This is a genomic window from Pseudomonas sp. W2Aug9 (assembly GCF_023127755.1).
GTDB classification, from domain to species: Bacteria; Pseudomonadota; Gammaproteobacteria; order Pseudomonadales; family Pseudomonadaceae; genus Aquipseudomonas; species Aquipseudomonas synxantha_A.
On the sequence record NZ_SPKL01000013.1, the window covers coordinates 110,041 to 136,103 of the forward strand.

Consider the following 26,063-nt stretch of genomic DNA (forward strand, 5'->3'; position numbering starts at 1 on the left):
AACACGTGTTACTCCCTTCGCCAGCCAGTAGTCTTGAGTTGCTTCGGCGATTTTGGCGACTATGATCACTTCCCGAGGGGGTAGCGTGGTGCAATCCCCTGTCGCAAAGTATGAAGTCAAACGCTGAACCGCTTTCTGAGCAGTTAAAACCGTAGGCGCTTACCAGCGCCTACGGTTTGTGCGTCACGAGTCTAACTACGTCAACTTGCGGGGCTGGAAACAACAGCAGGTCTATTTTTCGATATTCAGCTTTCCGTTGCCGACTTTTATACGCAGTTCACGGCCATCTGCAAGTCTTACTGTTCCGGCAAAGTCGAAGTCTCCCGACAGCGTTCCTGCTAATGTTTCAAAGTCAGGAATCGAGGTCAGCGTAATCGTACCGCTTTCGCTTGGCCAGGCGACGTTTTGATTGAGGTCGAATACAAAAGCACGCACCTGTTTGTTGTCCGAACTGAAGTTATAAGTGCCCGGTACAAGGCCCTCGGCGAAGTTGAAGACTACTCTGTAGTCAAACGGATGCGGATCAGGCGCTGGGACGAACTCTCGTGACCATACGCTGATATGGGCTGGAAAACTACCTGACGCAGGCTGGGTAGTGAGCGCAGTCTCCATGGACCGATAGGCCCGGTTGACGGCATCACTGATATCGCAGGTCACTGAACCTGTTGCGTTAGCCTTGCGGCGTTTCGTCGTGCCTTCAACTTCCATATCACCCTTTGTAAGGGTGACGATTCGTGTACCACTTTGCGCTTTAAAGTGGAAAGTAAGGTGTACTGTCTCCTTGGCGGGGTCCAAGGACACCTTCACACTTCCGCTAGAGGCGGTATAGGGACGGAATGTATGAGAAGTCCTTTTTATCCATGAAGCATTGGCTTTTCCTTGAGCGCCCCATTCGTTGACGATCTCATAAGTTTTATCTATGACATGGCCCTCGTTGGGTAAAATCAGCTCGATTTGTTGGTGATGCCCAAACGGCACGGGTTCAGTGAGGGCTGATATGAACCATCGGTTGAGATCTTCATCCAGGTAGAAGTGAACGGGGGGGCCTTCAAAACGTTTCAAGTCCTCATCGCCCTCCACCACGGCGGTACAGGTTCCCGAAATAAGTTTGGCGTTGGAGTGATTGGGGTTATTCATTTGATGTTTCCTTTGGAAAGGAGGGGCGCGATGAATAGGCTATTAGTTGAACCGGGCTGCGTATACTGTCAAAAGCAACAGGTATAACTCACTGGGTTCTGATAGCGGGAGTGACTAAGGACTCAGCGCAACAAAGTGTGATGCAAATCCTGGGCAAGTAGTCTGGAGCGGCAGTGCCGCGTAACTGTTGGCGCGAGGCGATTGGCATGACATTTTTATTTGGGCAGACAGTAAGGGCGAACCTGCATGAGTGAATACACCCGCAGCGCAGATGTGCTGATCATCGGCGGCGGCCTGAGCGGTACGATGCTGGCCGTGCAACTGCTGCGCCTGCCGGGCACGCGGCGCATCCTGGTGATTGAGCCGCGTGCTGAGCTGGGGCGGGGCGAGGCCTATAGCGCGGTCGAGCTGGGTCATACCTTGAACGGCAATGCGGCGCGCATGAGCGTCGACCCGGACAATGCCGACGATTTGACCCAATGGCTCACCGAATACATCGGCAGTGGAGGGTGGCCGGAGTCGGATCAGCAGCATGTGCCCATCAGCGAACTGTTCCCGCCACGCGGGATTTTCGGGCTGTACGCGCAACAGCGCTTGGCCGAGGCCAAGGCGTTGTCTACGTCGACCGTCGAGCATATCCGCGCCGAAGGGGTGGACCTGCAAGTCGACGCAGCCTCCACGCTGTTGACCCTCGATAATGGGGAGCAACTGCGTGGCACTTTTGCGGTATTGGCCACCGGCATGTTCCCGGCAGCGCGCACGCCCCTAACCGAGTCCAGCGGTTTGAACGCCGCAGCCATGGACCCATGGGACGTGCAAGCGATGACCCAACTCGACCCGCAATCAACGGTACTGATCATCGGCTCCGGGTTGACCATGGTCGATGCCGTGGTGTCGCTGGAACAGGCCGGGCATCGCGGTCCCATCGAGATCTTTTCGCGCCACGGCCTGTTGCCCCATGTGCGCAGACAGCCGCCAAGTTGGGATGACTTCCTGGCCGCCGATTACAACCTGCGCAGCCCTCGGCAATTGCTGCGTGAGGTGCGACGCCAATGTCAGTTCGCGCTGGCGCAAGGCATCGACTGGCAGGCGCCGTTGGACACCGTGCGCGGGCACATCGCACGCTTGTGGAGTCAGGCCAGTGAGCCTCAGAAGCGCCAGTTCGTGCGACATGTGCGGCCATGGTGGGAAAGCCATCACCACCGCTCGCCACCGTTGAGTGCGCAGTTGGTGACGCGCTTGCAGGCAGAAGAGCGGCTGCGGATTCGCGCAGCGTCGTTCAAGGGTTTGGTGCCGTCGGATGAGGGCGTTGCCATTGCGGTGCGCTATCGTGGCGGGCAGGAGGTCACACAGGTTTCGGGAGCGGCGCTGATCAACTCCAGCGGCATCGAGTACGACTGGCGTCGTGTCGCCCGGCCATTGCCGCAACAACTGCTCAAGCGTGGGTTGATCCGGCCTGGGCCTTTGGCGTTGGGGATTGCGGCGGATGCAGCCGGCGCGGTGCTGGATGCCCAGGGCCATGCCAGCCAGCGACTGTTTGCCATGGGGCCGCCGTTGCGGGGCATGTGGTGGGAGAGTACGGCGGTGACGGATGTGGCGCTCCAGGCCAAGGCACTGGCAACCAAGCTCACACAGATCTAAATGGGGGAGGTGAGCAAGCCCTGATCCGCGAAGTGAACGTCAATGCTCAAAGCAACGAAAATCAAATGTGGGAGGGGGCTTGCTCCCGATGAGGGCGTGTCAGTAAATACATTTGTGGCTGATGCACTGCTATCGGGAGCAAGCCCCCTCCCACAGGTTGATCTGCGCTTATCTTGAGGTTTTCACAAAGCCTGGCTTGAGTCCGAATACCTCAACGCCCTGGGGCGTCGATTGCCCGGTGGTGACTTTCACCCGCTCGACCGGTTTATCCATCGCTGGCCGATACTCCACTGTCATGTCGGCCTGGATCGCCTGACTGGGAATCACGAGCGCCTGGTCATTGTTGTAGGTCACGATGGTCAGCCGCGCACTCATGCCCAGACGCACCCGTTGCAACTGCTGCGGCGTCAGCTTGGGGATCGACAGGGTCACCGGAAATTGCGCGCTGCCCTGGTTGTCGCTGGCGATGGCCAAGCCACTGACCACGCTGACCGAGCCGGTCAGCCGTTCGCCGTCGAAGCCATCGCCCATTACTTCCACCGCCTGGCCCTGGTGCAACTGGTTGATGTCCAGCTCGGAGACCTTGGCGACGATTTTCAGCCGCTCGATATTGGCCAGGCCAAACAGCACTTGGCCCTGGCTGACCTTGCTGCCGGCCTGCACCGGCGCGTTGTTGTTGCCACCCCCTTGGGCGGTGTTGCTGCTGCCGGGCGCGGGCACTACGATGCCGGAGAACGGTGCCTTGACCTCCTTGCCTTCAAGGAGTTTTTGCAAGGCTTCGTATTTCACCGTGGCATTGGTCAGCTCCATTTCGGCAATCTGTCGGTATTCGCCTCTGCCTTGGTCCTGGGCCTGTTGCAGTTCGCCGCGCGCCGCTGCCAGGTCGAGTTGCTGCTGTTGGGTTTGCTGCTTGAGATCGTCCAGTTCGTTGCGCGGAATGATGCCGCGTTTGAACAGGTTTTCACTCTCGGTAAGTTTGCGCTGGGTATTGCCGGCGGTCATTTCGGCGGTGCGTAAACTACGACGAGCGCGGCTGACGGCGGGGCTGCTGTCCCAGTCCTGCATTTCCTGTACGGCACGCCGGGCCTTGAGCTGGGCGGAAAGGGCGTCGCGCAACTGCACTTCAAGAGTCGCCGGGTCCATGCGCAACAGCACCTGGCCGGCCTCGACGCGCTGGCCTTGTTCGACCAGGTTGGCCAACACGTTGCCGTCGAACGGCGCCGTGAGGGTGACGGTAGTGTCGGGCTCGATCTTGCCCACCAGGCCGATCTGGTGCACCAGCGGGTCGGGTTTTACCGCCAGCCACTGCTCGGCGGTGCTGGCCTGCTCGGCACCGCTGCGCTGGCTGAACAGACCGATGGCCGCGCCGGCTAACAACACGATTAGGGCAACGGCGAGCAAGCGTTTTTGATTAGTAGTCATTGAGGGCGATTTCCCAACTTTCCAGCGTCATGCCCAGGGTCAGGTCGAGTTGAGTCTGGGCGTTCAAATAAGCGATCAGCGCGTTGAGCTGGGCATTTTCGGCGTTGCGCAGGTCGGTTTCGAAGCTCAATACCTGGAAGTTAGTGGAGCGTCCGGCACTGAGTTTTTCCCGTTCGATTTCGATCTTGCGCCGTGACAACTCCACGGCACGCTTGGAAATTTCATATTGGCGCCAGCGGGTGCCGAGGTCACGCACCACGTTGTTGACGTTGCGCTCCAGCTCCTGGCGCGCATCGGTAATGCGGATTTCCTGGTCCTCGACGTTCACTCGCGCACGTACTTCGGCCTGGCGCGTGCTGATGTCGCCAATGGGGATCTGCACCTGCACCCCGGCGTAGCTGTCCCAGGTACGGTTATTGTCATGGCCGTTGTTGTTGTCGGTGGCGGCGCGCACCTGGTTGGCGCCGGCGACCAGGTCCACTTGCCAGCGCCCGGAGTCCTTGGCGATCACCAGGTTGAGGTCGGCCTGTTGGCTACCGAGCAGGGCGGCGAGGTATTCCGGTTGCTGGTTTTGCGCCAGGTTGAAGGCTTGGCGTTGGTCAATTTCCATGGGGTTGGCCTCCAGGGCTTCGGTGGCGCGCACTGGTGTCGACAGGTCCAGCGCCAGCAGGCGCAGCAAGGCCAGGCGGCTGGTGTCCAGTTGATTGCGAGCTTCTTCCACGCCCAACTGCTGGGTGGCGATGTCGGCTTCGGTTTGCACGATCTCGAACTCGGCCATGCGCCCGGCGCTGATCAGTGCCTTGTTCACGTCCAGCAAGGTGTTGGAGCGCTTGAGCGCGTCCTGCACGATCACCAGTTGTTCCTGGGCACGCAGCAGTTCGCGGTAGGTGGCGATGATCTGGCTGATGGTTTGCGCCACGGTGGCCTTGAGGTTCAGGCGGTTGGCCTGCTCGGCCAGGCGCGACAGGCGCAGCGGCGCGGTGGTGGCGTCCCAGCCGGCGCCGCGCATCAGCGGTTGGATGATCGCCAGGTCGAGCCCGTCGCTGCGGTAACGGCCGGCGCGGTTGGCGTTGTTCAACTGCTGGGTCCAGGCCATGCTCAAGCGCGTGCCGTATTCGCCGAGCAGGCTGCTGGTGGGCGCGACGTTGGCGTTGCGCGCATTGTCTTGGGAGCCGCGGGTGCTGCGGTAATAGCTGTTGAGGGTGAGCTTGGGGTTGAACACATCTTCGGCCACGCGCAGATCGAACTTCTGCGCCACTCGTTGCAGGTAGGCGCTGCGAATCGCCGGGTTATTACGCAGGCCCAGGTACACCGCGTCGCCAAGGGTCATGGTTGTAGCCTGGGCGTTCAGCGAGACGCTACGCTCGTAGCCGCTGCGGGTACTGCTGGGCGCCGAAGGGTTGATAACCATCTCGGCAGTCATGCCCGGCAGGCTGATCAGCAGAAGGAGCAGCCCGCACTTATTCATCGCGCAGGGCCTCCACCGGCTGTAACCGCGAGGCCGAGACCGCCGGGTAGATGCCAAAGAACAAACCTACCAGTAACGTACTGCCCACCCCCAGGGGCAGGGCGGCCACCGCCAGGGCAAATGCCCAGCCCGACAGCCACGCATACAGCCAGGCGGCGGTCATGCCCAGCACCGCACCGCACAGCGCACCCACGGCGGTGAGCGTGACGGCTTCGAGCAGGAACAGGTTGCGGATATCGCGCTGGCGTGCGCCCAGGGCCATGCGTATGCCGATCTCGCGGCGGCGCTCCGAGACATTCATCAGCATCACGTTCATCACCCCGACACCGCCGCCCACCAGGGAAATCGCGCCAAGGGCCAACAGCAGGTAGGCGAAGGTGCGACTTTGGCGCGTCATGCCGTCGATCATCTGCTGGGGCACCGTGATATTGACGTCGTGGTCGCTGAGTTGGGGTTGCAGCGCAGCGGTGGCGTCCCTCGCGATACGCTCCATGTCCTGCCCTGGCGCCGCACGGATGATCACATTGCTGATCTGCGGGGTGGCATAGATGCGGCGCATACCTTCGGCCGGAATAAACAACGACTCGTTGGCCTGCACTGGCATCAGCATGGCCCGGGGCTGGTCGTGCAGGATGCCCACGATCAGAAACAGGTAGTCGTTGATGCGCACGCGGTCGCCCAGTTGCAGTGGGTCGCCCGGCGCACTGAGGGCCTGGGCAAGTGGGTCACCAATCACAGCGAAAGTTTCGCTGGCGTCGAAGGCCGACAGGAAGCGCCCCTCGCGCACGGCCAGGCGCATGGCGGCCTGTATACCCGGCGTGCTGCCGACCAGGTTGGCATTGGTGGTGCGCCCATGAAACACGATGGGCCCGCTGAACAGGCTGAGCGCGCCGATATGGGCAATGCCCGGTACGGCCAGGCGTACGGCGTCGAGGTCGAGTTGGGTACGCATCGGCACATTGCTGCTGCCCTTGGGCGGGAACTGGGCGATGAGGGTATCGGTGCCCATGTCCTTGAAGATCATCGCGGCATCCACTGCCGCGTTGTGGCCGATATTGATCAGCGCCACTACCGAGGAGCTGCCGATCACAATGCCCAGCAGCGCCAGGATCGAACGTTTGCCCAGGGTGCGCAGGCTGATCAAGGCTTCATGCAGCAGTTGGCTGAGGCTCTGCTCGACCCGCAGGCTCATGGGCGCTCGGCCTCGTGCACCACACCGTTGCGCACCAGGATCTTGCGCTCCAGGCGCTCGGCAATGTGGGCGTCGTGGGTGACGATGATCAGCGTCACCTGCTGCTCACGGTTGAGGCTCAGCAGCAGGTCCATGATTTCCTGTGCGGTGGTGCTGTCGAGGTTGCCGGTGGGTTCGTCGGCGAGGATCACCGAGGGTTTGCCGACCAGTGCGCGGGCAATGGCGACGCGCTGACGCTGGCCGCCGGAGAGGTCGGCCGGGCGATGGTGGGCGCGCTCGGCCAGGCCGACTTGATCGAGCATACGCTGGGCCTGTTCCACCGATTCATGCCGCGATACGCCGCGATAACTTAAGGGCAGCGCGACGTTGTCCAGGGCGCTCAGGCGGGGCAGCAGGTTGAAGCTCTGGAACACAAAACCGATCTGCTGGTTGCGGATCGCGGCCAGTTCGTCGGGCGTGGCATTGAAAATATCGTGACCGGCAAAGTGGTACTGGCCGCAGTTGGGCAGGTCCAGCAGGCCGAGAATGTTGAGCAGGGTGCTTTTGCCGGAACCGGAGGCACCGAGGATGCCGCAGCTGTCACCGCGAGCGATGGACAGGCACACGTCATTGAGAATGCTCAGCTCCTGCCCGGCGAGCTGATAACGCTTGCCGATGCCTTGCAGGGAGATCAAGCCGGGTTGCGTGGGGGTGTCTGTCATCATGACTACGCCTGCAGTCACGACGGTACTGCCATGCCCCCGGAAAATCCTTGTAACAAGTTCGGGAGCTGCCTGTACGCGTCACGGACTGGTTTTATTTCTTGTTTTTAAAATATTGTTTGAATAGTACCTGCGTTCAATCTGCTTCGCCAGCCATGGATGTAGAGCGGTTTTACCCTTTGAAACGTTCTGCCGAATGCAGGTTTCGGACCGGTAGAAATCCTTTCAATAGGTCTCGATAGCCCGGTTATACAGGCTTTTAGTGATATGGCGGAGTGTCACTACTTGCTTTCGCCGGGCCGCCCCGGTATAAAAAAATCAAATTATTTTTTAAAACAATATTTCCGCCGTGGAACCCTTATGGTCGCGAAGAAACTCAGCGCTCCAAACGTTACCAAGACTCGATTGCTGGATGCGACAGAGGCCCTCTTCATCAAGTACGGCTACGACGCCGTGTTGCTACGCCAGATAACCGAACGCGCCCAGGTCAACCTGGCGGCGGTGAACTACCACTTCGGGGACAAGGACTCCCTGATGAAAACCTTGCTGATGCAACGCCTGGAGCCGCTCAACGAGCAGCGCCTGGAACTGCTGGCGCGCTGTGAAGCCGAATCCGACGGCCCGCTGGATTGCGACACGCTGCTCGGCGTGCTGTTCGCCCCGGCCATGGGCCTGGAACGCAGCGACCCGGCCAGCGGGGAAGGGCGCTCGTTCATTCGCTTCCTTGGCCGGGTTTACAGCGACACCTCGCCGTTTATCCAGGAATACCTCAAGGTGCATTACCAGCCGGTGTTCCAGCGCTTCTTCGAAGCCTTCGCCCTGGCACTGCCAGACCTGCCGCGCAATGAGCTGGGCGTACGCCTGCAATTTGCCCTCAAGGCCATTTCCGGGGTCATGGCCGGCACCGAACTGCGCCTGCTGATGAACTCCATGAGCCTGGGCCGCCCGGCCACGGATGCCGAGGTGATGGCCAAGCTGATCACGCTGGTGTCGGCGGCGATTCGGGTGCCGCAGCAGAGTGCAGAGGCTGAAACGGCGTTGGCGAAGGTGCTGGATACCCAGCGCGCCATTCGCGAACAAGCCACACGCTGAAGCCAATCCCCAAACCCCTACAAAAGCGGGGCGTTTTCCAGCACCAAAAGACAGGCAAAAAAAAGCCCGCTGGGGCGGCGGGCTTGATATGCAACGTTTGTAACGGATGAGGCTTCACACTACGTTTCGGCTTGTGAATAAAACGTGAAAAATATGTAAGAAGAAGTGTGAATGTGCGGACATTGTATTAACGGCACTTTTGAGCGATGCGCCGCCACTCGTCGCCACTGTCAATTCTGACAGCTAGACGTGATGGGAGATCGGGCGTGTGATTTCTCCATGACTCGTGCAGGCCTGCACGGGCTTTAACCCGGAGAAAGATAATGCCTGCCAAACCTCCAGCGTCTGAATCAGCAACCGCGAACCCCGAAGCCCAGTCAGCCCCCACCAGACCTACTCCGGTAAAAAAGCCACCTGCCGTGGTGAAACCATCGAACACCCGCCCCGGATTTACCGTTGTTGAGGATTTGGATTCCCCCTATTCCTCTCCTCCACAGGTCATACCGGTAGAGGGGGCCTCCTATGGTTTGGGCATTCGTCATGTCGAAGAGGGGCTGGACATCGTCTTTGAGCGCTGGACGCCTCTTTCAGCGGGCGACATCTTTCGGTTCAAGAAGGGGGACTTGGTGCTGGGAGAGGATACCGTCAAGCCTGACGAGACTACTAACGCGCGGTTCTTCCTGAACATTCCTCGCAGCAAAGTGCCACTGGGCTTTGTGGACGATGTCTACGGCGAGGTCGAGCGTGTGGGGAGCACTCAACTCAGTACCTCACCGCGCCAAATTGTGTTTATCAAGGACACCCGTCCCGGAGGGGCCGACGATCGTCCTCATGAAAACTGGCACTCCAAACTGGTGCTGACCCTTTCGCATACGTTAATTGACGCTGTCGTCGCGGCCAGGGGCGTTACTGCAACGATTCGGGCATGGGAGTGCATGCGAGTCAACGACCTGGTGATGTTCTACTGGGGAGAGCATCGTTTTGATCTACCCCCTGTTACAGCTGACCAAGTGGGCTCTGACCTGACGTTCTTGATTACTCCTGAATTCATCGCTGCGGCCAAATCGGGACATTTTGTCGTGCAGTTTTATCTGTATGACGAGGTGCGCAATCGCTCGGGTGAGTTGCAGCCGTGGTGCAAACCGGTACCCGTAGAGGTCGACCTGGCGACGTCGCTGCTGCCGGAGCCGTTTATAGTCGAAGCGGATGAACTTACGATGGTCCTGGACGCCGATGCGTTGGGTCAGGCGCCAGCACATGCTGAAGTGGATGTGCCGCGTAACAGCCCTCATTTTCGTGTGGGTGACTTTATCTTGCTCACCGTACACGGCACGACTCCGACGGGTGAGTATGTGACCGAATCCTTACGGCAAGAAGTCGTCAGGATTCCCCAGTATTACGAATTCCCCATCCGCAACGAGTTGGTCCGTTCCCTTATCCAAAGCACCCTCACGGTCTCGTATGTGCGGGAAAGAGACGGTGAAGACGATCTGCCCTCCAGGAAGACCACAGTTACCGTGGCCGGCCGGCGTTTTGAGTTGCCCAGGCCCCTGGTTCGGCAGGCCCATGGGCCATTCATCGAGCCGGGCTTGCCGCTCATTACGGTGGAAATGCCGGACTACCAACCGCCGGGCAGCCCGGGGGACGATCTGACGGTTCGCATCCAGGGTTATCACTTGGACAACTCCTCGGAACTGGTGTCGTCCTCGCGCCTGGCCGGCTCGCATGTCCGCACACGAGACTTTCTCAATGGCGAATACATGCGTTTTGAAGGTTTACGCGACACCAACGTGCATTACATCGTCACCGGTGCGCTGGGAATCCGAGAGTCGGAGCGCCGCTGGGTACAAATAGGACGCCCGCCGCGCACGCTGCAGGCCCCCGTGTTCCAGGATGCCATCAATGGCAACATTGATCCGGCCCTGGTTGGCAGTGTGGGGACGCTGGAGTTGCGTGCGGACTTCAAACAGGGCGACCTGATCGTCATCAAATATACGGGTTCTGCCAGCGGAGAAGTGCAGTATGAATATCCACTGTTTTTGGCGGGCAACCCACTTTTAATCGATATTCCAAAACAGCTCTTTAATGACAACTTGGATGGCACGCTCACTGCCAGTTTTCTGATTGACCGTTTTGGCGTCTTCCAGTACTCCGAGGACGCGATAGTGACCATTGGTACCGCACTGGGCGAACTGTTCATGCCCGAAGTGCTGCAAGCCAACCCCGACACCCATGAACTCGACCCGATGCAGACATGGCCGGAGGGTGCCACGGTGCGGGTGCGTTATGAGTTCATCAAGCCGGCCGACAAAGTCGAGGTTCACTGGACGGGGCTGCAAGGAATAGGCAGCTATTCGGAAATCAAGGAGGGACAGACCGGCGACTCTATCGACTTCACCATCCCGGTCGAAGCCATCGGCTACAACATCCACCCTGATGGCCGTGACATCGAAGTGTTCTTCAAGGTGATCCGTAATGGGTTTGCTACGTCGTCACCGACACTGGTAGTGCATTTACTCTCTCTGTACCACTTGCCTGGCCCGTTGATCGACAGCATCGGTGACAACAGCGTGTTGCAAAAGACGTTGCTGGACGATCTGGACATGACTCGGGTGCCGCCCTATATGTATGCCGCAGTGGGTCAACGCATGTGGTTGCACTATTCGGGCACGCTCGACACGGGAGATGCCTATGAGGAGTCGACTTTTGTTGGTCGTGAGGTCGTCGAGGCGGATGTCGACTATGGCCCTTCGGCATTCGCACCAGTAGGTCGTTTGCGTCGCCTGCAAGACTGGTCCGTGCTGACGATCAGCTTTTGGGTGACGTTCGACCACAGTACGCTGCGGGACAATGCGGTGCTGTTCGGCGTTCGTCATCACGTGGTCCAGGACCAACCGAACGTATTCCCTCATCCTGAGATCAAGGACTCGACGCCTGCCAGCGGGCCGGAAGTGTCGGTCTACCCACTGACAGTCGAAAACAAATGCCAAGTGCTGGTGAGCTATCCCAACATGAACGTGGGCGGGACTGACCAGGTCACGCTCCACTGGGTCTTGGAAGATGGATTGACGATTGATTTAGGGCCACTGGATGGATTGGATGGTGGGACGGTTACCTTCAACATTCCCAATGACCTGGTGGCCAGGAGTGTGAACAGTACCGTTCATTTACAATACATCGCCGAGTTGGCCAGAGGGGGCAAGGGTACATCCGATGAGCAGAAAGTCACGTTTGGGACTATTGCGTCTGCCAACTTGCCGCGTGCTCTCATTAATGGAGTGGCCCATGGTGGAAGCCTTAACCCGCCCACATTCACCAGTGACGGAAGGATGGCCGTTGCCAAATGGCGTTTGAGCGCTCCAGGACAGAAAGTGTGGGCGTCGGTTTCCAGCCCTGGGGCTGTTACGCAGGACATTTTGACGGGCTATCCGATCAGCGACGCAGAGGCCGCCAATGGCCTGCGCGACAAGTTGATCTCACGTGCCTGGCTATTGGGCCTGCCGAATAACAGTGTGGTCACGATCACGTTGGCGGTCAGCTACAAAGTCGATGGCGAGCGCAGTGATGCAATCGCGTTCCCGTCCACGCAGTACTACATTCGACTGACGTCGCCGCTGAATTTCGATCAGTCTGCGGTCACCTTGAACGGCCGGACTTACCTGCTTGCCGAACACCGAAATGTCCTGCCGACATTTAATTCCGGAAACTCGTTCTCACGGCGCGCATCCGGTGGTACAGCCAATTACTACTACTCATCAAGCAACACTGGCGTGGCAGTTGTGGACGGCAATGGCTATGTCACGGTAAGGGGGAACGGATGGTCGACGATCACAGTGCGCGACTCCTCAGTACCGGTGCAAACAAGGAGCTATACCGTCTATGTCAACGGTGTCGTGTGGGTTTATGGCTTAGGAGGAGGCACCAAAACGGATATTAACGCCAGGGCCAGCAGTCGAGGCGTTCGCCTGGCGTCTCTTGATGAAATGCGTCAATTGAGCAACGCGTATGGCAGTCGTTGGCCCATGGGGAATGGGAACTATTGGTCCAGTACGTGGAGTCACAACTTGCTGTTTTTTGATTATTGGTACGGGAGGAATATCTACACGGGAGCAGAAGGTATTTACAAACAGTGGGTAGGTAATAACGGTCTGCTCGGAGTAGGTCTCCAATAAGATCATTTGCTGGCCGTAATGGGGCAGTCAGTTTTTTAGTCGTTGGCTGCCCCGTTTTCAATTTACTCCTGTGCCTTCAAATTTTCCAGGCGCCGGAAGTCTTCGCCAAACGTTGACGCATGCCGTCAATGTTGGCTGCCAGTTGCACGGTCAACAACCGATACCCATCCAGCGCGCTGTACACTGGCGTATCCAGTGTTGGTTTACTGCCATCCATATGACCGCTGCGCTCCAACCGCTCCGTCACCCCCGACTTCAACGCCCGCGCCATCCCCACCAACTGCACCCGAATCTGCCGATGTTCGGCCTTCAACATCACCCGCATCCGCGCCGTGGCCTGCTCGTCGCGCGGGTCCGGCCGGGTATTGCCCAGAATCTCCAGGGTGCTGATGCACAGGCGCAGGTGCCGCTGGATCGCATCCAGTTCAGTCATGGAAATCCGCACTTCCTTGGACACCGACGGCATCAACGAGCGCAGTTGCACCATCGCCCCGTTCAAGCGGTTGAGTAGCTTGAGGTGTTCATCGTCAGTTATCGATTGGCTATTGATGATCCGGCTATAAATCTGCGCGCAGTCACGCAGGGCGCTGGCCAGGTTGTAGCGCCACGAATACACGGCGTACAACGGCAAGGCAAAGGAAAACGCCAGGGCCAGCACAATGCCGATCAGGATATCGACGGTGCGCCACAATCCATCGGAGATAGGGTTATCGCCGTGGCCGGCGACGATAAACACCGTGATCGCCGAGAGCAGTGCGATATAGCCGCCTTTGCCGATGGCGTGATAGGAAAAGAACCCGCACACCACCGACATGAACAGGTAGGTGAGCAACGGCAGGCCGAAGTAAGCCTGCTGCACCACCAGCAGCAAGCCGACGCTGGCGCCGATCAAGGTGCCGTAGGCGCGCTCGACGGCTTTCTTGCCGATATTGCCGTGGTGCTGCAACCCGCCGATCACGATCAGCATGGTCACCGACGCCCATTCACCGTGGGGCAGGTTGAGGCCGGTGGTCAGCAGGATGGTTGCCAGCAACCCCACCGACACGCGCGCGGCGTGGATCAGCTTGGCATGACGAAAGCGGCGGTAGGGGTCGAGCAAGGGGCGCAGCAGGCGCCGGGCAAAGAAAGGCAGGTTCATCAGTCTTAAAGTGGCCTCAAATGTATGAATGTGCTCGATCAAATGTGGGAGCTGGCTTGCCTGCGATTACATCACCGCGACCTGACTGAAAGACCGAGGTGCCCGCATCGCAGGCAAGCCAGCTACTACACTGACCTGTCTGCATATTGGAACGGGGTTGGCTTCAGAAGATGTAGTCGGTAGTCAGGAAGCTCGAGTCACGGTTGCGCAGGATATCGCTGACCAACGCCTTGTTACTCTCTTGGAACTTGGTCGCCACCAGGGTGCGGATCGAGAACACCCGCAAGGCGTCATGTACCGACAGCGTGCCTTCGGCCGAGTTCTTGCGCCCGTTGAAGGGGAAGGTATCCGGCCCGCGTTGGCATTGGGCATTGATATTGATACGGCCGACCTGGTTGGCAAAGGTGTCCACCAGGCGCCCGACGGCGACGGGGTCGGTGCCGAAGATACTCAACTGCTGGCCAAAATCCGAATCCAGCACGTAGTCGATCACGGTCTCCAGGTCACGGTAGGGCACGATCGGCACCACCGGGCCGAATTGCTCTTCATGGTAGACGCGCATCTGCGGGTTCACCGGGTACAGCACCGCCGGGTAGAAGAACGAACCACGGCTGCTGCCGCCCTCGCTATTGACCACCTGGGCGCCGTGTCGGGCGGCATCGGCCACCAGTTCGTTGAGGTAATCCACCTTGCCCACTTCCGGCAGTGGCGTCAGCGCCACGCCGTCTTCCCAGGGCATACCGGGCTTGAGCGTCGCGAGTTTGGTGTTGAATTTCTCGATAAAGCTATCGACGACATCTTCATGCACGAACAGGATCTTCAACGCAGTGCAACGCTGGCCGTTAAATGACAGCGAACCGGTGACCGCTTCACTCACCGCGTTATCCAGATCCACCTCGGGCAGCACGATCCCGGGGTTCTTCGCATCCAGCCCCAGCGCAGCACGCAAGCGGTGTGGCTTGGGGTGCAGTTTTTTCAAGTCGCTGGCAGCCTTGTTGGTGCCGATAAACGCGAAGATATCGATCTTGCCGCTGGCCATCAGCGCGCTCACGGTTTCGCGGCCGCTGCCGTAGATGACGTTGATCACCCCGGCCGGGAAGCTGTCGCGGAACGCCTCCAGCAAGGGGCGGATCAACAGCACACCGAGCTTGGCCGGTTTGAACACCACGGTATTGCCCATGATCAACGCCGGGATCAGTGTGGTGAAGGTCTCGTTCAACGGGTAGTTATAAGGCCCCATGCACAGCGCCACGCCCAGCGGTACGCGGCGGATTTGCCCGAGGGTGTCCTGCTCCAGCTCGAAGCGGCTGCTGCGGCGGTCGAGTTCCTTGAGGGCGTTGATGGTGTCGGTGATGTAGTCGCAGGTGCGGTCGAATTCTTTCTGCGAATCCTTGAGGTTCTTGCCGATTTCCCACATCAGCAGCTTCACCACCGCATCGCGCTGTTCGCGCATACGCCGTAAAAATGCCTCGACGTGCTGGATACGTTCGACAACGCGCATTGTCGGCCACTCACCCTGGCCACGGTCATAGGCACGCACGGCGGCATCCAGGGCGGTGAGGGCGGTGTCGGCATCCAGCAATGGCGTGCTGCCGATATGCACGCGCTCATCGCCCAGTTGCACCGGGCTTTGCACGCGAGCGAGCGGGCCGTTCCACACCCGCAGCTGGCCATCGACCAGGTAATCACGCTGCTCAATGGGCGCCGCCAGGCGAAATTGCTCGGGAATCTGGGTGACGGAAGTGGGAAACAGCTGGGCGAGCAGGTTGCTGGTGGTCATGTCGCTACCCCTGGAATAGTTGCAAAACATGACTAGAGAGTCACCCAACTAGCGGCTCTAAGGCAAGGCTTACGCGCATTGTTGTTCGCAGCGCGGTGCGCGCCGGGTAAACTGCGCGGCTTTTCAGAAGGAGTTCACATGAGTCAGTACCAGCCGGGCATTCTTGCCGCACCGGTGCCTTTGCAGGCCCGCCATCTGTTTTTCGCCCTCGATTCCCTGCAAGCCGTGCCCGCGGCGCTGGACGCGCTGGTGCAGTTGACGGATGCGGCGGCCGTGGTCGGTTTCGGTGAACCGCTGGTAAAGGCGCTGGGCGCCGAAATTGAAGGGCTGCGTGCATTCCCCGCCGTCAGCGGCCCTGGCGCTGACAACCCTTCGACTCAACAGGCGCTGTGGGTATGGCTGCATGGGGTGGATCGTGGCGAGTTGCTGCTGCGTAGTCGTGCCATCGAGAAAGCCCTGGCCCCGGCGTTTCGCCTGGTGCAATCGACTGAAGGCTTCCGCTACAAGACCGGTTTTGACCTGACCGACTACGAAGACGGCACCGAAAACCCTCACGACGATGCCGCCGTGGAGGCCGCCTTGACCGACAGCGGTGCCAGCTTTGCCGCTATCCAGCAATGGCAGCACGACCTCGACGGGTTCGCCGCGTTGCCTGCCCAGGAGCGTGATCACATCATCGGCCGACGCCATGGCGACAACGAAGAGCTCGACGACGCTCCGGAATCGGCCCACACCAAGCGCACAGCCCAGGAAAGCTTCACCCCGGAAGCCTTCGTGGTGCGACGCTCGATGCCTTGGGCCGAGAATGGCCAGGCAGGATTGATGTTCCTCGCGTTTGGCCATTCCTTCGATGCGTTTGAGGCGCAGCTTCGGCGTATGAGCGGGTTGGAGGATGGGATTGTCGATGGTTTGTATCGCATCAGTAAGCCATTGACTGGTGGCTATTACTGGTGTCCCCCGGTCAGGGAAGGGCGTCTGGACCTGAGTTTGGTTTTTTAACGACCTTTGCCTGCTCCCTGACGTACGCCTCAAGCGCTTTTGAGCGTTTCCAGCCACGCGGGGTCAAGCCGGGTTTGTTCGGTATCGATCCCCAGTGCGTGCATCTTGGTCTTGTGTGCGTCGATCTCGCCGACCAGTTGCGCCTGGGCGCTGGAGTTGGCATCCAGCTCATGCATTTGCGTCAGCCCCATGTGATAGAACCGCAACAGTTTGATGGCGGCCGGGTCGTTGGCTTGTACCCGCTCGGTGACCTTGTGCATTACGTTGGTCACGCTCATCAGGCTGCGCTTGAGTTGCCAGCCATACACCGCCGGCGCCAGCCAGGGCTGGGACCAGAACGGGCCACGCACCAGTGCGACGGTGATCAACACCCCGGCAAATACACCGCCGACATTGAAGCGAAAGTTGTCCCCCCCAGGCTCACCGAACAGCATCACCGCGAGGCTCGACAGCAGCATGGCCAGGGCCAGGAACAGCACGGCCACTATCAGCGTGCTGCGGCGGGTCTGTTGACGGTAGGTGACAGGGTCGCAGGGTTTGAGCTCGAACATCCGGGTCAGGTCTCCAGAAAGGGCGGTCATCTTCTCATGCTTGCAGCAATGAAGTTGAACGATGACTGCGCACGGTTTCTCTAAACCTGTGAAGCCCCTCATGAGGTAAGCCATCATGTCTGAACACAAGCAGCCACCGCCAGGTACACCAGATCCGAACCGCACCCCGGGGGAGGAGGAGCGCGACAACGATGCTTTGCGCCCCAACGATCCCAAAGAGCGTGGCCCCGACAACGATGTCGAGCACGTCGAACAAGACCTGGAAAACCTCCACGACAAAGCGCGCCCGCTTTAGCAGGAGCATGTGATGAACAAACGTACCGATGGTCCCCACTCCAACGAGCACGCCAGTGGCAAGGATGAGCTGGGTTTCGACCCGGACTCGCCAGATGTGGCCGACCCTCAGGTCGACCCGGTAGGTCCGGCTATTGCGCCGCTGGATGAGAAAAAGTCATCTGAGAAAAAGCCGCCCTACGATCCGTTGGGCGACTTGAAGAAGTGAATCGAGCCCCGCCGTCGTGCGGGGCTTTGTTTATTTGGGTGGGGTCCAACTGACGTCGGTGATGCCGTATTTTTCCGCCCAGGGCCGGGTGGTTTTTTTCACTTGCTCGTGACCGACGCGGCCGATGCGGCTGACATGGGCAATGTCGGCATCAACGGCCGCCCAGTGCCAGGCTTCGGCGTTATTCATCACCTCGGCGCGCACCACGAAAGACTTGGGTTTACCGTGTAGCTGATAGTGGATGGTGTAGATTTTTGCGGTACTCATGTTGCCTCCCTGTCTTGTTATAGATGGATAGGCCAGCGTTCTAAAAGGTTCATTCAAAATGACAACGTACGCAGTGGCGCGGCATAGTGACGCTCTTGCCCTGCGCCCGAGGATCGCGCCATGCTCACACCCACGGATAGCCGCCTGTACCTGCAACGCCTGGGCTATGCCTCGCCACCGGCACCCACCTTGCAGACCCTGCGGGACTTGCAGCTGCGCCATGTCTGCACCTTTGCCTTTGAAAGCCTGTCGACCCTGATGCACGCGCCGGTGCCGATTGACCTGCAAAGCGTCACACAGAAGGTGTTGCACCAAGGACGCGGCGGCTATTGTTATGAGTTGAACCAGCTGTTCCTGGCCTTGTTGCAGGAGCTGGGCTATGAGGCTCGCGGCATTACCGGTCGTGTGGTGATTGGCGGACCACCGGACGCCCACACCGGCCGTACTCATCGTCTGAGCCTGGTAATCCTCGACGGCGTGCGCTATATCACCGATGTCGGCTTCGGTGGCATGGTCCCCAGTAGCCCGTTGCAACTGGACAACGAAGCGCCCCAGGCCACGGCCCATGAGCCTTTTCGGCTGACTTGCAATCAGGGCAGCTACACATTGTGGGCCCAGGTCGGTGAAGAGTGGCGCGGCTTGTACGTGTTCGATCTGCAAGTGCAGGCAGATATCGACTACGAAATCGGCAACTGGTACGTCTCCACGCACCCGGGGTCGCCGTTCGTTGGGCAGTTGAAGGCTGCGCTGCTTGCCCCCGGTAAACGTCATACCTTGGCCAACGCCAACTATGCGCTTCATTACCTGGATCGGCCCAGTGAAAAGCGCACGCTTCAAAGCGCCGACGAGTTGCTGGCGCTATTGCACGACACGTTCGGGATTCAGCTGCCGGATCAGCCTCGACTTCGCGAAGCCGTTGAAAGCCTTATCCGCACGAATCCTGAAGAATATTGAGATAGAGCCTTCGCTGAACCGTTTTTTCTCCATTTTGGTGCAAATCCGTTCGAACTTTTTGCAAACGCCAAGGTTCGAACCGATTCCTGAATACTTTGCCCACCTTAAAATGGAGATGTAAAACGATGTCCAAACTATTCGGAAAATTTCTCAAGAACACCTCGTTGCTGGCCCTGGTCGCTGCGCCTGGCGTGGTGTTCGCTGCACCTTCCACCGACCCGATCTCCACGTTCGGGATCCTGGGCAGCTACAACGACTTCAAGCTGGAAGGCGGTAGCGAAAGCGACAAGGACCACATGCCTGAAGCGGGCCTGTTCTATAACTTCGGCAACAAGCTCACCGCCGAGTCCGGCTTCATCTACCAGGCCGGTATCGAAGCCAAGTACGGCGAAAAAAGCGACAACAAGCTCAAGGAAGGCCAGGCCGACCTTGACCTCGGCTGGCGTGCCGCGCTGGATGCGCGCAACTTCGTCGACGTGATCGTAGGCGGTGGCTACACCTGGACCCGCTATGAGCCGGACACCAATGGCTACGATATGAAGCTGACCAACAAGTCGCCGTTCGCCAAGGCTGCGCTGGGCTACAACCACCAGTTCGATGACATGACGCTGCGCGTTGAAGCCGGCGCCCGTCACACCATCGATGGCCGTGCCAAACTCAAGGTAGACGGCGTTGGCAGCGACAGCGTGGACCTCAAGGACCGCACCAACCCCTATGCTGAAGTCAGCCTGCTGATGAACCAGAAGGGCGACCTGCCAGTGATGGCGGGCCTGTACTACACCCGCACCGAGTACAAGCTCGACGACGACTCCTATGTGGCCGACAACACCAAGCTCAAGCGTGACGAATACGGCTTCAAGGTCGGTATTGCATTCTGACGCTGTTGTACTGCAAAAAACGCCTCGATAATCGGGGCGTTTTTTTTTGCTTTCGCAGGTCAGCCCAATGCGGCAAGTTGCGCCACGGTTTCAGGAAAACGCGCTACCAGACGGATCAGGGTGACGGCCTGGGCGTTGGGCTTGGCCCGGCCTTGTTCCCAGTTCTCCAGGGTGCGGGTGTTGGTACGCAGGTACATGGCGAATACCGACCGGGAAAGGTTGAGTTGCTGGCGCACGGCGATCACCTCATCAGCGGTGAGCGGCGCCAGCTTGTTAAGGTGGACCTTGTGGTTGCGCAGGGTGATTTTACCCTGGCGCTCATCGGCCAGGGCGTCGAAGCCTTCGACCAGTTCGGAAAAGATGTCACGTTTCATGATGTGTTCTCGCTTTGATTTCCCTGTCCAGCATGTGTTTAAGAGCTTTCTTGTGGTGGGGTGTCAGGTCGCTCTGTTCGTGCTTGCCGTACAAGGTGAATAACCAGAATTGCGTGCCGCCTGACCACCAGTAGTAAATGACTCGCAGGCCACCACGCTTGCCTTTGTTTCGCCTTTCATCAACGAAGCGAACCTTTCTCAACCCGCCCGTTCCTTCGATCACATCTCCTGCTTCGGGGTTTTTCATTAACTCCTGTTGAAAACCCTGGAAAAGCTCCTCACTCAGATAGTCCTTGCGATGCCGCTCGAATGCCGGCAGTTCGATAAATAGAGCATCCATGTTCTGTACGTAGACTGCGTAGAGTTTGGTGGCCCACTCGCGTTAGGTCAAGTGACCGCGCTGTGGGAACTTTCTTAAAACGCAAACACCATACGGCCGGCTTCATCGGGTAGATGCCGGATGAAGAGGCAGATCGAGGAGGAAAATTCAGCGAGCAGGGGAGGGGAAAAGCAGATCCTGGGAAACGCAAAACGGCGCCCAAAGGCGCCGTTCTGCTTGCTGCATCAACCTAAGCGATCAAACGCCCAGCACCGCATGCTGCACCAGGGTGAGCAACGGTTGTGGGTACACGCCCAGGAAGAACGCGAGCAGGGCGATGGCCAGCAGCATCACGCCACCGGCTTTCTGTTCCCAATGCAGCTCGGCATCCACACGGCGCAGGTTTGGCTCGATCAGGTACAGGGTGACCATCACGCGCAGGTAGTAGAACACGCCGATGGCGCTGCCCAGTACCAGGGACGCTACCAACCACCACTCGTGGGCTTCAACACCGGTTGCGACAATGTAGAACTTGCCGATAAAGCCCGCGGTCAGCGGAATGCCGGCCAGGGACAGCATCATTACGGTCAGCACGGCAGTCAGGTACGGACGGCGCCAGAACAGGCCGCGGTATTCGTACAGGGCGTCGGCGTCACGGCCTTTGTAAGGCGAAGACATCAGTGTGATCACACCGAAGGCGCCGAGGCTGGTGATCACGTAGGTGACCAAGTACACGCCAATGGCTTCCACGGCCAGGCCCTTGCTCGCCACCAGGGCGATCAGCAGGTAGCCGAAGTGGGCGATGGACGAGTAACCCAGCAGACGCTTGAGGTTGTTCTGGGTCAGCGCCAGCAGGTTACCGAACAGGATCGACGCAATGGCGATTACGGTCAGCACGTTGCTCAGCACGCCGGTGTTGGCGGCAGGCGAGATCTGGAACAGACGCACCATCACCGCAAACACCGCCACCTTCGACGCAGTCGCCAGGAACGCGGCCACCGGCGCCGGGGCGCCTTCGTACACGTCTGGGGTCCACAAGTGGAACGGCACCAGCGACAGCTTGAACGCCAGGCCGATCAGCATCATCGCCAGGCCCAACTGGGCAATCGGCGCCGGGCTGTTGGTGGCGGCCAGAGCGTGGCCGATACCAGTGAAGCTCAGGCTGCCGGCTTCTGCGTAGAGCAGGGCCATACCGAACAACAGGAACGCGGAACCGGCCGCCGACAGCACCATGTACTTGATGCCGGCTTCCAGGGAGCGCTTGTTGAAGAAGGCGTAGGCCACCAGGCCGTAGGTCGGGATCGACAGCAGTTCCAGGCCGATGAACAAGCCGGCCAGGTGCTGCGCGCTGACCAGCACGATACCGCCGGCCGCAGCCAGCAGGATCAGCAGGTACAGCTCTTCCTTGTTACCCGGGTAGCCGGTGCCGCCTTCGCCGAGGTAGGCGTGGGCGAGGGTGACGCAGGCCAGGGTCGCCACCAGGATCAGGGCGATGTACAGCAACGCGAAGTCATCGACCATCATCAATGGCGTGACCGCCAGTGGCGCGACCTTGAGGGCCGGGATGATCGACAGCAGGGCCAGGTTCAACCCGGCGCAGGACAGCAGGAACGTTTGCGAGTGATTGCGGCGCCAGGCGATTGCCAGCATCACCACCACGATGGTGAGGCTGGTAATCAGCAGCGGCGCAAGCGCGATAAAGTGTTGGATCGTGAATTCCATAGCGCTCTTACCGGGCCGAAGCGAGTTGAGAGAAGGCGGTGCCGAACCACTGCTGCACGCCATGCATCGTTGCGGCAGAAGTGTCCAGGAACGGTTGCGGGTACACGCCGATGAAGATCAGCAACACCGCAAGGCCGAGCACCATGATCAGTTCGCGCGCATCCATCCCTTGCAGGACGGTGTCGGACTTGGCCGGGCCGAAGTAGGCGCGGTGGATCATGATCAGCGAGTACACCGAACCGAACACCAGGCCGGAGGTAGCAATGGCGCTGATCCATGGCGTCTGCACGAAGGCCCCCATCAGGATCAGGAATTCGCCGATGAAGTTACCGGTCCCCGGCAAGCCCAGGGATGCAGCGGCGAAGAACAGGCTGATCGCCGGCAGATAAGCAATGCGCGACCACACGCCACCCATTTCACGCATGTCACGGGTGTGCAGGCGCTCGTACAACTGACCACTGAGGATAAACAGGGCAGCGGCCGAAACACCGTGGGCCAACATCTGGATCACTGCGCCTTGCAGCGCCAGTTGGCTGCCGGAGTAGATGCCGATCAGTACGAAACCCATGTGGGAAACGGACGAGAAGGCAATCAGGCGCTTGATGTCGGTTTGCGCGAAGGCCAGGAACGCACCGTAGAAGATCCCGATCAGACCCAGGGTCATGGCGATCGGCGCGAACTCGGCCGAGGCATTCGGGAACAGCGGCAGGGCGAAACGCAGCAGGCCGTAGGCCGCCGTCTTCAACAGGATACCGGCCAGGTCCACGGAACCGGCAGTCGGCGCCTGGGCGTGAGCGTCAGGCAACCAGGAGTGAAACGGCACCACTGGCAGCTTCACCGCGAAGGCGATGAAGAAGCCGAGCATCAGGATGTACTCGGTGGTCAGCGACATCTTGGTTTTCAACAGGTCGGCGTAGTTGAACGTAATCACGCCGGTGCTGTTGAAGTTGACCAGGACCAAGCCCAGGATCGCCACCAACATGATCAGGCCGGAAGCCTGGGTGAAGATGAAGAACTTGGTCGCCGCGTAGATCCGGGTTTTCTTGCCGTCCGAAGAACTGTGACCCCAGAGCGCGATGAGGAAGTACATCGGCACCAGCATCATTTCCCAGAAGAAGAAGAACATGAACAGGTCCAGCGCCAGGAACACGCCGACCACGCCGCCCAGGATCCACATCAGGTTCAGGTGGAAGAAGCCCACGTGACGCTGGATCTCTTTCCAGGAGCAGAGTACCGAGAGGATACCCAGCAGGCCGGTCAGCAGGATCATCAACAGCGACAGGCCGTCGAGGGCCAGGTGCACGTTGATGCCGAAGCGCTGGATCCACACGTGCTTGAATTCAAGCGCGAAGGTCGGATCGACACCCGGTGCCGGAGCGAATGAATAGTCACCATGGGCCCACAGCCAGAGGCCGAGTGCGAGTTCCAGGGACATGGTCAGCAACGCAATCCAGCGGGGGAGGGTGGCGCCGAAGCGTTCACCCATCCAGCAGAGCAGGCCGCCGATAAAGGGGATCAGGATTAGCCAGGGCAGAATCATGACGGGCTCGTTTCCTTTCGCAAGTTTGCAAAGTACGCAGTGCACTTAAACATAGTCAGACCGCTACCACGACGATGGCGCCGATCACCAGCACGGCACCGGCCGCCATGGACGCTGCATACCAACGCAGTTGGCCAGTCTCGCTGCGGCTCAGGGCGGTGTGACCGGCCTTGGCGGCGCGCGGGATCAAACCGATGGTCTGGTCGAGTGGGTCTTTGCGCAGTACATGGCTGATGGCGAGGTATGGCTTGACGAACAGTTTGTCGTAGAGCCAATCGAAGCCCCAGGCAGCGAACCACCAGGCCGACAGGAAGCGCCCGATGCCACTGTTGGCCACGGCGGTCACGAAGCGACGCTTGCCGAGGAACAGCAGGGCGGCCAGCAGGATACCGGCGATGGCAATGGCGCCCGAGGCGATTTCCAGGCTGTGCTTGTCTGCGCCGCCGGCATGGCCAACGCTTTCTGGCAATACGCCGGCCAGTGGTGGAGTGATCATGGCGCCGATGAAGGTCGACAGGATGATCAGCACCGACAGTGGCAGCCAGTGGGAGATGCCATGGCCTGCGTGTGCTTCGGTCTTGGCTTCACCGTGGAAGGTGATGAAGATCAGACGGAAGGTGTACAGCGAGGTCATGAACGCACCCACCAAGCCTGCGTAGAGCAGGTTCTGGTTACCGCTGGCAAAGGCTTCCCAGAGGATTTCGTCCTTGGAGTAGAAACCGGCGGTCACCAACGGCAGGGCTGCGAGTGCGGCACCACCGACGATGAAGCTGGCGTAGGCCAGTGGCAGTTTCTTCCACAGGCCGCCCATCTTGAAGATGTTCTGCTCGTGGTGGCAGGCGACGATCACCGCACCGGAGGCGAGGAACAGCAACGCCTTGAAGAACGCGTGGGTCATCAGGTGGAAGATCGCCGCGTCCCAGGCGCCAACGCCCAGGGCCAGGAACATGTAGCCGATCTGGCTCATGGTCGAGTAGGCGAGGATACGCTTGATGTCGGTCTGTACCAGGGCAGCAAAACCGGCCAGTACCAGGGTCACGCCACCGACGATACCTACAAGATGCAGGATGTCCGGCGCCAGGGTGAACAGGCCGTGGGTACGGGCGATCAGGTAGACACCGGCGGTCACCATGGTTGCGGCGTGGATCAGTGCCGAAACCGGTGTAGGGCCAGCCATCGCATCCGCCAGCCAGGTTTGCAGCGGCAGTTGCGCGGATTTACCCACGGCGCCGCCCAGCAGCATCAGGGTCGCCAAGGTGATCCAGAAGTCGCCGACCTGGAATTTCTGCGGTGCCAGCACCAGCAGTTCCTGGATGTTCAGCGTGCCCACCTGTTGGAACAGGATGAACAGGCCAATGGCCATGAACACGTCGCCGATACGGGTGACGATAAATGCCTTGAGTGCCGCATTGCCGTTGTTGCGGTTGCTGTAGTAGAAACCGATCAACAGGTACGAGCACAGGCCCACGCCTTCCCAGCCGAAGTACAGGAACAACAGGTTATCGCCGAGCACCAGGAACAACATGCTGGCGATAAACAGGTTGGTGTACGAGAAGAAGCGCGAGTAGCCCGCTTCACCGCGCATGTACCAGGACGCGAACAGGTGGATCAAAAAGCCTACACCGACCACCACGCCGAGCATGGTGATCGAAAGGCCGTCGACGTAGAGGGCGAAGTTGGGCTTGAAGCCTTCCACCGACATCCACTGCCACAGCACCAGGGTGTAGTGACCGCCTTCTGGCGGCGCCACGTTGAATTGCCAGATGACGTAGGCGGCCACGATGGCCGACAGGCCGATGGAACCCACGCCGATCAAGGCCGAGAGGTTTTCCGACCAGCGCCCGCGAGAGAACGACAGCAGCAGGAAACCGATCAGGGGGAATACGAAAGTCAGAAAGATCATGTTCATCCGCGCATCTCACTGGCAGCGTCGATATCAAGCGTGTGGAAGCGACGATACAGCTGCAGCAGGATCGCCAGGCCAATACTGGCTTCGGCGGCTGCCAGGCTGATCACCAGGATGAACATGACTTGTCCATCCGGCTGGCCCCAACGTGCGCCCGCCACGATGAACGCCAGTGCCGCGGCGTTCATCATGATTTCCAGGCTCATCAACACGAACAGAATGTTACGGCGCACCATCAGGCCGACCAGGCCAAGGCAGAACAGGATGCCGGCGACCGCCAGACCATGCTCCAAAGGGATAGCAGGCAT

The 26,063-nt window shown here is 59.5% G+C and carries 23 protein-coding genes; 8 read left to right on the forward strand and 15 right to left on the reverse strand.

From position 1 onward, the window contains the following. Nucleotides 1-231 precede the first annotated feature (231 nt). Entirely contained in the window at nucleotides 232-1,137 is a 906-nt protein-coding gene (locus E3O56_RS11680) for a hypothetical protein (RefSeq protein WP_248128281.1), read from the reverse strand. A 246-nt stretch (nucleotides 1,138-1,383) separates the two neighbouring features. Between E3O56_RS11680 and E3O56_RS11685 the strand changes: the two genes are divergently transcribed. Next, entirely contained in the window at nucleotides 1,384-2,778 is a 1,395-nt protein-coding gene (locus E3O56_RS11685; protein WP_248128282.1) for an FAD/NAD(P)-binding protein, read from the forward strand. 168 nt (nucleotides 2,779-2,946) lie between these two features. Here E3O56_RS11685 and E3O56_RS11690 read toward each other — a convergent pair whose 3' ends face one another. From E3O56_RS11690 to E3O56_RS11705, 4 genes are read right to left on the reverse strand one after another with little or no spacing between them, the layout of a single operon-like run. Next, nucleotides 2,947-4,200: an HlyD family efflux transporter periplasmic adaptor subunit gene (locus tag E3O56_RS11690; protein ID WP_248128284.1), complete on the reverse strand. Its 1,254-nt coding sequence runs from the start codon at nucleotides 4,198-4,200 to the stop codon at nucleotides 2,947-2,949. Further along, nucleotides 4,190-5,668 carry a TolC family protein gene (locus tag E3O56_RS11695; RefSeq protein ID WP_248128286.1) on the reverse strand — a complete coding sequence of 493 codons (1,479 nt, stop codon included), beginning with the start codon at nucleotides 5,666-5,668 and terminating at the stop codon, nucleotides 4,190-4,192. Before E3O56_RS11695 ends, E3O56_RS11690 begins: the two co-directional genes overlap by 11 nt. After that, entirely contained in the window at nucleotides 5,661-6,860 is a 1,200-nt protein-coding gene (locus tag E3O56_RS11700; protein WP_032880604.1) for an ABC transporter permease, read from the reverse strand. The genes E3O56_RS11695 and E3O56_RS11700 overlap by 8 nt, the downstream gene beginning before the upstream one ends. Then, on the reverse strand, nucleotides 6,857-7,564 hold the full coding sequence (locus tag E3O56_RS11705; protein ID WP_078821672.1) for an ABC transporter ATP-binding protein: 708 nt from the start codon (nucleotides 7,562-7,564) through the stop codon (nucleotides 6,857-6,859). The genes E3O56_RS11700 and E3O56_RS11705 overlap by 4 nt, the downstream gene beginning before the upstream one ends. Nucleotides 7,565-7,921: 357 nt before the next feature. Between E3O56_RS11705 and E3O56_RS11710 the strand changes: the two genes are divergently transcribed. Next, nucleotides 7,922-8,653 (forward strand): TetR/AcrR family transcriptional regulator, encoded by a 732-nt coding sequence (locus E3O56_RS11710; RefSeq protein ID WP_014718925.1) that lies wholly within the window; start codon nucleotides 7,922-7,924, stop codon nucleotides 8,651-8,653. Between the two features lie 323 nt (nucleotides 8,654-8,976). After that, on the forward strand, nucleotides 8,977-12,825 hold the full coding sequence (locus E3O56_RS11715; protein WP_248128287.1) for a hypothetical protein: 3,849 nt from the start codon (nucleotides 8,977-8,979) through the stop codon (nucleotides 12,823-12,825). Between the two features lie 76 nt (nucleotides 12,826-12,901). Here the strand turns inward: E3O56_RS11715 and E3O56_RS11720 are convergent, their stop codons facing one another. Next, nucleotides 12,902-13,963 (reverse strand): FUSC family protein, encoded by a 1,062-nt coding sequence (locus E3O56_RS11720; protein WP_248128289.1) that lies wholly within the window; start codon nucleotides 13,961-13,963, stop codon nucleotides 12,902-12,904. A 163-nt stretch (nucleotides 13,964-14,126) separates the two neighbouring features. Beyond that, on the reverse strand, nucleotides 14,127-15,743 hold the full coding sequence (locus E3O56_RS11725; protein WP_248128291.1) for an NADP-dependent glyceraldehyde-3-phosphate dehydrogenase: 1,617 nt from the start codon (nucleotides 15,741-15,743) through the stop codon (nucleotides 14,127-14,129). A 138-nt stretch (nucleotides 15,744-15,881) separates the two neighbouring features. On the opposite strand from E3O56_RS11725, the gene E3O56_RS11730 reads away from it, so the two are divergent. Then, entirely contained in the window at nucleotides 15,882-16,742 is an 861-nt protein-coding gene (locus E3O56_RS11730) for a Dyp-type peroxidase (RefSeq protein WP_032880609.1), read from the forward strand. A gap of 29 nt (nucleotides 16,743-16,771) precedes the next feature. Here E3O56_RS11730 and E3O56_RS11735 read toward each other — a convergent pair whose 3' ends face one another. Continuing rightward, nucleotides 16,772-17,293 (reverse strand): DUF3087 family protein, encoded by a 522-nt coding sequence (locus tag E3O56_RS11735; RefSeq protein ID WP_032880610.1) that lies wholly within the window; start codon nucleotides 17,291-17,293, stop codon nucleotides 16,772-16,774. 115 nt (nucleotides 17,294-17,408) lie between these two features. Between E3O56_RS11735 and E3O56_RS11740 the strand changes: the two genes are divergently transcribed. Beyond that, nucleotides 17,409-17,588, forward strand: a complete 180-nt coding sequence (locus E3O56_RS11740; RefSeq protein ID WP_005789140.1) for a hypothetical protein — start codon at nucleotides 17,409-17,411, stop codon at nucleotides 17,586-17,588. 12 nt (nucleotides 17,589-17,600) lie between these two features. After that, the gene (locus E3O56_RS11745) at nucleotides 17,601-17,795 is read left to right on the forward strand and encodes a DUF6021 family protein (RefSeq protein ID WP_005789138.1); all 195 of its coding nucleotides are present in this window, start codon (nucleotides 17,601-17,603) and stop codon (nucleotides 17,793-17,795) included. A gap of 30 nt (nucleotides 17,796-17,825) precedes the next feature. Here the strand turns inward: E3O56_RS11745 and E3O56_RS11750 are convergent, their stop codons facing one another. Continuing rightward, nucleotides 17,826-18,062 (reverse strand): DUF6555 family protein, encoded by a 237-nt coding sequence (locus E3O56_RS11750; RefSeq protein ID WP_005789137.1) that lies wholly within the window; start codon nucleotides 18,060-18,062, stop codon nucleotides 17,826-17,828. A 120-nt stretch (nucleotides 18,063-18,182) separates the two neighbouring features. Between E3O56_RS11750 and E3O56_RS11755 the strand changes: the two genes are divergently transcribed. Together E3O56_RS11755 and E3O56_RS11760 are read left to right on the forward strand one after the other, a co-directional pair. Continuing rightward, entirely contained in the window at nucleotides 18,183-19,016 is an 834-nt protein-coding gene (locus tag E3O56_RS11755) for an arylamine N-acetyltransferase (RefSeq protein WP_248128293.1), read from the forward strand. A gap of 125 nt (nucleotides 19,017-19,141) precedes the next feature. Beyond that, a complete protein-coding gene (locus E3O56_RS11760; protein WP_032880612.1) occupies nucleotides 19,142-19,894 on the forward strand; it encodes an outer membrane beta-barrel protein in 753 nt (250 codons plus the stop codon). A 59-nt stretch (nucleotides 19,895-19,953) separates the two neighbouring features. On the opposite strand, the gene E3O56_RS11765 is transcribed toward E3O56_RS11760, so the two are convergent. The 6 genes from E3O56_RS11765 to nuoK form a co-directional block, all read right to left on the reverse strand. Continuing rightward, the gene (locus E3O56_RS11765; protein WP_014718915.1) at nucleotides 19,954-20,268 is read right to left on the reverse strand and encodes an XRE family transcriptional regulator; all 315 of its coding nucleotides are present in this window, start codon (nucleotides 20,266-20,268) and stop codon (nucleotides 19,954-19,956) included. Continuing rightward, nucleotides 20,258-20,608: a toxin gene (locus tag E3O56_RS11770; RefSeq protein WP_043046578.1), complete on the reverse strand. Its 351-nt coding sequence runs from the start codon at nucleotides 20,606-20,608 to the stop codon at nucleotides 20,258-20,260. The genes E3O56_RS11765 and E3O56_RS11770 overlap by 11 nt, the downstream gene beginning before the upstream one ends. Nucleotides 20,609-20,845: 237 nt before the next feature. Further along, a complete protein-coding gene (gene nuoN / locus E3O56_RS11775; protein ID WP_003192122.1) occupies nucleotides 20,846-22,309 on the reverse strand; it encodes an NADH-quinone oxidoreductase subunit NuoN in 1,464 nt (487 codons plus the stop codon). Nucleotides 22,310-22,316: 7 nt separating this feature from the next. Beyond that, entirely contained in the window at nucleotides 22,317-23,849 is a 1,533-nt protein-coding gene (gene nuoM / locus E3O56_RS11780) for an NADH-quinone oxidoreductase subunit M (RefSeq protein ID WP_103734497.1), read from the reverse strand. Between the two features lie 55 nt (nucleotides 23,850-23,904). After that, the gene (nuoL, locus tag E3O56_RS11785; RefSeq protein ID WP_046068643.1) at nucleotides 23,905-25,758 is read right to left on the reverse strand and encodes an NADH-quinone oxidoreductase subunit L; all 1,854 of its coding nucleotides are present in this window, start codon (nucleotides 25,756-25,758) and stop codon (nucleotides 23,905-23,907) included. After that, nucleotides 25,755-26,063: an NADH-quinone oxidoreductase subunit NuoK gene (nuoK, locus tag E3O56_RS11790; protein WP_003174727.1), complete on the reverse strand. Its 309-nt coding sequence runs from the start codon at nucleotides 26,061-26,063 to the stop codon at nucleotides 25,755-25,757. The genes nuoL and nuoK overlap by 4 nt, the downstream gene beginning before the upstream one ends.